Consider the following 7,458-nt stretch of genomic DNA (forward strand, 5'->3'; position numbering starts at 1 on the left):
TGGTCCTTTTTTAGTGGATTTGGACGGGTTACCACCTGACTTATCCATTATAAAGGACTTTTTCTATGCATAAAATAATAAAAGTGAACATTTCGAGTATTTTTAATAGTGGAATTAAATTAATGCAACACTAGTGAGTTCGTATATATTTACATAAAAATAACGGAGAAAGGAAAACGAGCTATGTACGAATTCGAAGGAATTTTTTGGTTGAAATTATTGATCATATTATTTGTCTTTTTTATAGCTAGTTACCTAATTGATTTAGTTGCTAGAAAAATATTGAAATTACCAAGACGAAAGTTTTTCTCTTATAACCATATAAATAAAGTGCACGAACGAATCGATTGGTGTATAAGAATTGCTTTCATGTTCCTTTTATTTATAGCCTTTATAATAAATTATGCTTATAAACTGTGGTATTTGCAGCCCTATTTTGTATTGCTTCTTTTCATTACTGTTTCAGGACTTACACGTGCCTTAATGGAGTGGAAGTATTTGGACAATCGCAAAGAATCGCTATTTACATTTCTTCAACTTGGTTTTCTACTCCTATTGTTCAGTGGAATTGTGTGGATAGCTACAACATCATGGCTCGGATAATATGTAGTACAAGGAAAAAGACTAGTACTTGGAATAGGAATTAAAGCGGAGGAGTGTTTTACGCTTTAAAGGCGAGTTATAAACATTCCTTCTATGTGGAAAACTGCCGACTGATTTATTCTTAATATAATAGAATAATAAAATCTTAAATGCAGTGATGGTTGTATAGATTTAAAAGTAGAGAGCAATTTGCTTTCTATTTTTTTAGACAAGAGATTATCATTACATTCTCTCTGTTCCAATCCTTAACTTTTCCTGCATTCAGTGAATCAACATATTGAGGGGATATATATTAACCACAGTTATTTACAGCGTTAGGTAGAATGTAAATTTTTTATTAATATTATTGTGGAAACTTTTGCAAAATAAAAATTAGCATGAAAAAATTCAATATTCTATTGAAAGTAGAGATGATGTGATATAAACTAACATATAGTTACAAATAACGGCAAAACTATTAATTCTTATAGCTATTTTATACATAAATTAATGAAGTCTTGTATACAGTAAGTTTCAGAGGAGGAAAAGATGGGAGATTCGAGAGTGGCTGAGATTGCTGAGAAAGCGAAGGCATGGACGTTGGAAGCGGGAGCACGCCTTGCGTTATCTCACCAGGAAAAGTTAAATGTAGAATATAAAACATCTGCTGCCGATATTGTTACACAAAAAGATAAAGAAATTGAACAGTTTTTTGTCGAAAATATTAAGACGACTTATCCAGGACATTATGTTTTAGGAGAAGAGGGCTTATCAGATGTATTACCAACAGATACTCAAAATGGAGTAGTGTGGATTATTGATCCAATAGATGGTACAACTAATTTTGTCCATCAGAATCTGAATTATGCAATCTCTGTTGCGGTTTATATTGATGGTGACCCAACCATTGGTTATATTTATGATCCTATTAAAAAGGAACTGTTCTCTGCAATAAAAAATCAGGGCGCTTTTCTAAATGATCAGCCATTATCTACTTTAACTTCATGTAGGGTAGAAGAAGCAGTAATATGTTTCAATCATTTGTGGCTTGTTCCAAATGAAAAAGTGGACTATGAAAAAATGCACCATTTAGTAAATGATGTAAGAGGTGTTCGTTATCTTGGCTCTGCAGCATTAGAAATGGCATATGTTGCTTGTGGGAGATTAGATTCTTCCTTGGATTTTAGACTTTCTCCATGGGATATTGCCGCAGGTATAGTCATTTTGAATGAAGTAGGTGCAGAAATGACAACCTTGGAAAACCAAGCGATTAATGTATTTACGAAATCATCCACTATATTTTCTAGACCGGGAATTCATCAATATATTCTTGAATATCTATCTTAAAAATAGTAGGTTTCTATTAAATTGAATATTCTGAAAAAATTAATGTTTCATTTAGCTAAATAAAGGATCAGGTAATTGTCAGTCTTTCTTAATTACTATTACCACTTGTATTACAGTATTTATATCTCTCTTTCGTAATAGAAATGGACTTTTTCCATTTTTATATATATTTTATCCATTACAACAATTTGAACAGGGGGGGACAAACTTTTAGTATGTAGATACATACTAAAAGCTACTTTTTTATCGTTTTTTTGCAGTTGTTTTCTTTTATTTATTACACAATTTATTAAGAAAAGAGGGCTAAGAAATTGAAAAAGACATTATTTTCACTAGTTATGGTATTAATGCTTGTAGCACTAACAGCTTGTGGTGGGAAAGAAAAGAACGAAAGTAGCAATGGAAATGACGAGGAAATTAAGGAATTAACTTTAGGGTTTATTCCATCACAAGAGGCAGATAAAATTGCTGATACAGTAGAACCACTTGAGGAAAAACTTTCAGAAGAACTTGGAATTCCTGTTAAAGCAGAAGTTATGATTGACTTCGTTGGATTAGTAGAAGGTATGAGAACGGGGAAAATTGACATTGGGTTCTTAAATCCATTTGGTTATGTTCAAGCAGAAGATCGTGCCGATGTTGATGTACTATTAAAAGCGATTCGTAATGGCGGCGACAGTTATGTTGCTCAATATGTTGTTCCTGCAGATTCAGAAATTAATTCTATTGAAGATTTAGTAAATACAGAAGGTCTTGTTTGGGCATATGCAGATACATTATCTACTTCTGGATATTTATTCCCTGCATCACAATTAATGGATATGGGCGTAGAGGATTTATCTACACATTTCCAACATTCAGTAGTTGGTGGACATGATAATGCGATTCTTTCATTACTTGATGGACAAGCTGATTTTGCAACTACATTTGATGATGCACGTGATACAGTAGAAGGTGACTATCCTACAGTTAAAGAAGACTTAAAGGTTATCGGTCATACAGATCCAATTCCAAATGATACATTATCTGTACGCAGTGATCTTCCAGATGAATGGAAACAAAAAATTAAAGATGCATTCCTAGCATTTAATGATGATGAAGAAATGATGGCAATCATGAATGATGTATATACTTGGGATGGAATTGCAGAGGCTAAGCCAGAAGATTATGATATTGTAAGAGAAGTATATAGCAAGTTCGAAGATGAGTTATCTGAATAATAGACAGTAATGTAAAAAAGGAGGAGCTAATTACCTCCTTTTTTACAAGTAAGTAAATGCAGAGGAGTTTCTTTAGATGATTGAATTTAAAAATGTATCTTTAACTTACCCGAATGGTCATCAAGGATTAAAGAATGTTAACTTAAAGATTAATGACGGAGAATTTATTGTTGTTGTAGGCTTATCAGGCGCTGGAAAGTCTACTTTAATAAGAAGTATTAATCAATTAGTGAAGCCTACAGAAGGGGAACTAATTATTAATGGAAAAGATACGTTAAAGTGTAATGAGCGTCAATTAAAAGAAGTCCGCAGAAATATCGGCATGATTTTTCAAAGCTATAATTTAGTAAAAAGAATGTCTGTGCTTCGCAATGTGTTAACTGGAAGTCTTGGCAGAACGGGTACATTTAAAAGCTTATTTGGATTATTTTCAAATGAAGATAAGGAATTGGCAATGGGTAGTCTTGCGAGAGTCGGAATTGACGATAAAGCATACCGCAGAGCAGATCAATTAAGTGGTGGACAACAGCAACGTGTTAGTATTGCAAGAGCATTAACGCAAAAGCCTAATGTCATCTTGGCAGATGAGCCTGTCGCAAGTTTAGACCCACCGACATCTCATACAGTTATGAAAGATTTAAAGAAGATTAATAAAGAAGACGGGATTACGACAATTATTAACCTTCACTTTATTGATATGGCAATGGAATATGCAGACCGTATTATTGGCATGCGTGAAGGAGAAGTAGTATTTGATGGACCTGTTAGTGAAGTAAGTGAAAAAACATTCGAAGAGATCTATGGTCGTCCAATTAAAGAAGATGACATTATAGGAGCTGAATAATAATGTCGAAGCAAAAGAATAAAGCGTCAGTGGATAATGGGAATATTGCTGTATTCCATTCAAAGACGAAAGTAACAATAACTTATATCCTTATAATTGTAATAGGCTTATATATAGCTTCTGCATTTTACACGGAAGCTTATCCAAATCTGATTATTGCTGGAATGCCAGTTGTTATAGACTTTGTTATTTATGATTTTTTTCCGCCTAATTTAAAGTACATTTCTACCGTTATGAAAGCATTAATAGAAACGTGGAATATGGCATTATTGAGTACAACACTATCGGTTATATTTGCATTGCCAATAAGCTTTCTTGCTGCTGCAAATATTAATAAGAACAAAGTGTTTTATCAAATTGTACGATTTATTTTAAACATCATTCGTACGATACCAGAGCTTATTCTGGCCGTTCTTCTTGTTGCCTTTATGGGTATTGGTGTTATCTCCGGTATTGGGGCATTGTTTATTTTTTCACTAGGGATTCTTGCAAAGCTTATAAGTGAAACAATTGAAGCGATTGATCCAAATCCTCTTGAGGCCATTCGGGCAACTGGTGCGAATACCATTCAAGTAATTAGATATGCTGTCATCCCACAAATTTTGCCGCAATATACTTCTTACGCATTATATGTGTTAGAAATAAATGTACGTGCATCTGTTATTTTAGGGTTTGTTGGTGCAGGTGGAATTGGGATTATTTTAAAACAGCAAACTAGTTTATTTAATTATGGAAATGTGTCAACTATCATACTTATGACATTTATTGCGGTCACTATCATTGACTTTGTAAGTAGTCGTGTAAGGGAGCGTTTATTATAATGACGAAAAATACTATCATACAAAAGCCGAAAAAAGACAGGATGTTTTGGATTAGAACAATTATTTCTGCTGTCATCCTTATTTTTCTATACTATATTGCCCTGACTACTACAGATTTGACATATAGAGGATCAACATTGAGTCCAGGCGCATTACTGCAACGTCTATTTTGGAATCCATTCTTTGATGATGCAGTATTAGAGAAGGTGCCTGAATACATAGCCTATATGATTGAAACATTAGCTATCGCATATGGAGGAGCAGTTATTGGAGCCATTTTAGCAATTCCATTTGGATTTTTAGCTGCATCCAATATTTCGAAGTTTTCCTATATTGGAAAATGGATTTTAAATGCAATTCGTGCATTTCCAGAGGTAATGTTTGCGATTATCTTTGTTGCTGCAGTTGGAATGGGACCATTTGCCGGGGTGCTTGCGATTGGAATTAACTCCATTGGGATGCTTGGAAAATTGTATTCAGAAGTTATTGAATCGATTGATATGAGTGTGCTTGAATCATTCAAAGCTAATGGTGCTGGAAGACTGCAAACGATTTGGTATGGGGTAATTCCACAGATTATTCCTGAATTTGCTTCTTATGCTATTTATCGCTATGAAATTGATGTGCGTTCATCTACCGTACTTGGTGTAGTTGGTGCAGGTGGAATTGGTACGCCTCTTATCATTGCCGCAATGCAGCGTAGCTGGGAACGAGTTGGGATGATGTTAATGATTATCATTGTTGTTGTTTCTGTCATTGACTTTATAAGTAGTAGAATTCGTAGAAGACTTGTATAAATTAGTTCATAAAATGGTGTTAGGCGATGCATTAGATACTTACTTATCTTTTGTAGTGCTGGACACCTTTTTCTTTACTTTCAATTTAAAGACATATATAATACATAAATAAACCCCTTGGGGTATTTTTTATACATTCTATTATACCCCTGTAGGTATTAAAGAGAGGAGATTTTATATGAAAACGAAAGTAATTATAATTGGTGGTGTTGCAGGAGGTGCAACAGCTGCTGCTAGATTAAGAAGAATAAGTGAAGAGGCTGAAATCATCTTAATTGAAAGAGGAGAGCATATTTCTTTTGCTAATTGTGGATTGCCTTATTATATTGGTGAAACGATTACAGATCGCAGTAAATTACTTGTGCAAACAGTGGAAGGAATGTCTAATAGATTTCAATTAGATATAAGAGTAAATAGTGAGGCTGTAGCTATTGATGCAAAAAATAAAAAAGTGACGATTAAAAACTTAAAAACAGCTGAGGTTTATGAAGAGTTCTATGATAAATTGCTCCTTTCTCCTGGAGCTAGACCAATTATTCCACCTATTCCTGGGATAGAAAATCATGGATCTTTATTTACACTAAGAAATATACCAGATACAGATAGAATAAAAGATTTTGTCGATCATCAAGCACCAAATAGTGCCGTTATAATTGGAGGAGGCTTTATTGGTTTAGAGATGGTGGAAAACCTAGTTGCTCGGGGCATAAAAGTAACAGTTATCGAAAAGGGTAATCAGGTTTTAGCTCCGCTTGATGTGGAAATGGCGAGTCCTGTTCAAACACATCTTAAACAAAATGGAGTCACTCTTATCTTAGGCAATGGAGTGAAGGGATTTAAAGAAAATGGCAAGAAAGTAGTATTAGAAGATAATACAGAGATAACCTCTGATATGACTATTCTTTCTATTGGTGTTAGACCGGAAAACGAGTTAGCAAAATCTGCCGGTTTAGAAATTGGAGTACAAGGTGGTATTATTGTAAATCACTTGCTCCAAACTTCAAATCAAGATATTTATGCTGTAGGAGATGCAATTGAGGTTCGCGATTATATCAATAAAAAAAAGACAATGATTCCATTAGCAGGACCGGCAAATCGTCAAGGACGAATTGCGGCAAATAATATATTGGGAAAAAGAGAAAAGTACGAAGGGACATTAGGTACTTCCATTGTTAAAATATTTGACCTTACAGTTGCGACTACAGGAAACAATGAAAAAGTGCTTCAAAAGTGGAATATCCCATATGAAGTGGTTCACATTCATCCTAATGCACATGCTGGCTATTATCCGGAAAGCTCACCTATTGCCTTAAAGCTAATTTTTGATAAAGAAACAGGACGAATTTACGGTGCACAAGCAATTGGAAGAGCTGGTGTAGATAAGCGAATTGATGTAATTGCAACTGCAATAAAAGGGAATTTAACAGTAGAGGACTTAACGAATTTAGAGCTCTCCTATGCACCGCCTTATTCATCTGCCAAGGATCCAGTAAATATGGCAGGATATGTTGCAACTAATATTGTAGACGGAGAACTAGAACAAATCCAGTGGCATGAAGTGGATCAAATAGTCCAAAACGGTGGATATTTAATAGATGTAAGGGAAAGTGTAGAGCGAGAATTTGGTTTTATTGAGGGATCTCAGAATATTTCCTTAGGTCAATTAAGAGATAAGTTAGATGAGTTACCAAAGGATCAACCGATTTATGTAAGTTGTCAAGTTGGTCTAAGAGGTTGATTGAGTCAAGTTTTTGTGGGAGTTTTTTTAGCTCCCTTTTTATAAAATAAAACTTTTAATTTTGTATCCGCTTTCTAAACATTTTCTTTCATCAAAATTTCGTTTTTTT

General features: G+C 34.1%; 7 protein-coding genes. All 7 read left to right on the forward strand.

Going from position 1 to position 7,458, the window contains the following annotated elements:
* Positions 1-210: 210 nt before the first annotated feature.
* Complete coding sequence (locus ACTQ5K_RS24980) at positions 211-603, forward strand: DUF4181 domain-containing protein (protein WP_160314264.1); 393 nt, start codon at positions 211-213, stop codon at positions 601-603.
* 528 nt (positions 604-1,131) lie between these two features.
* Positions 1,132-1,929: an inositol monophosphatase family protein gene (locus tag ACTQ5K_RS24985; RefSeq protein WP_031536390.1), complete on the forward strand. Its 798-nt coding sequence runs from the start codon at positions 1,132-1,134 to the stop codon at positions 1,927-1,929.
* A 311-nt stretch (positions 1,930-2,240) separates the two neighbouring features.
* Positions 2,241-3,149 (forward strand): phosphate/phosphite/phosphonate ABC transporter substrate-binding protein, encoded by a 909-nt coding sequence (phnD, locus tag ACTQ5K_RS24990; RefSeq protein ID WP_081836572.1) that lies wholly within the window; start codon positions 2,241-2,243, stop codon positions 3,147-3,149.
* A gap of 76 nt (positions 3,150-3,225) precedes the next feature.
* Positions 3,226-3,993 (forward strand): phosphonate ABC transporter ATP-binding protein, encoded by a 768-nt coding sequence (phnC, locus tag ACTQ5K_RS24995; RefSeq protein ID WP_031536392.1) that lies wholly within the window; start codon positions 3,226-3,228, stop codon positions 3,991-3,993.
* A 2-nt stretch (positions 3,994-3,995) separates the two neighbouring features.
* Complete coding sequence (phnE, locus tag ACTQ5K_RS25000) at positions 3,996-4,814, forward strand: phosphonate ABC transporter, permease protein PhnE (protein ID WP_031536394.1); 819 nt, start codon at positions 3,996-3,998, stop codon at positions 4,812-4,814.
* Positions 4,814-5,611 (forward strand): phosphonate ABC transporter, permease protein PhnE, encoded by a 798-nt coding sequence (gene phnE / locus ACTQ5K_RS25005; RefSeq protein ID WP_031536395.1) that lies wholly within the window; start codon positions 4,814-4,816, stop codon positions 5,609-5,611. The genes phnE (ACTQ5K_RS25000) and phnE (ACTQ5K_RS25005) overlap by 1 nt, the downstream gene beginning before the upstream one ends.
* Before the next feature lie 178 nt (positions 5,612-5,789).
* The gene (locus tag ACTQ5K_RS25010) at positions 5,790-7,349 is read left to right on the forward strand and encodes a CoA-disulfide reductase (RefSeq protein ID WP_441994428.1); all 1,560 of its coding nucleotides are present in this window, start codon (positions 5,790-5,792) and stop codon (positions 7,347-7,349) included.
* The last annotated feature ends 109 nt before the right edge of the window (positions 7,350-7,458 follow it).

Source organism: Niallia sp. Sow4_A1, from assembly GCF_052116745.1.
GTDB lineage: Bacteria > Bacillota > Bacilli > Bacillales > Cytobacillaceae > Niallia > Niallia hominis.

Excerpts from the sequence above, each read along its gene's own strand:
- ACTQ5K_RS24985 (WP_031536390.1), top strand. The coding sequence starts at position 1,132 with ATGGGAGATTCGAGAGTGGCTGAGATTGCTGAGAAAGCGAAGGCATGG.
- phnE (WP_031536394.1), top strand. The coding sequence starts at position 3,996 with ATGTCGAAGCAAAAGAATAAAGCGTCAGTGGATAATGGGAATATTGCT.
- phnE (WP_031536395.1), top strand. The coding sequence starts at position 4,814 with ATGACGAAAAATACTATCATACAAAAGCCGAAAAAAGACAGGATGTTT.
- phnC (WP_031536392.1), top strand. The coding sequence starts at position 3,226 with ATGATTGAATTTAAAAATGTATCTTTAACTTACCCGAATGGTCATCAA.
- ACTQ5K_RS25010 (WP_441994428.1), top strand. The coding sequence starts at position 5,790 with ATGAAAACGAAAGTAATTATAATTGGTGGTGTTGCAGGAGGTGCAACA.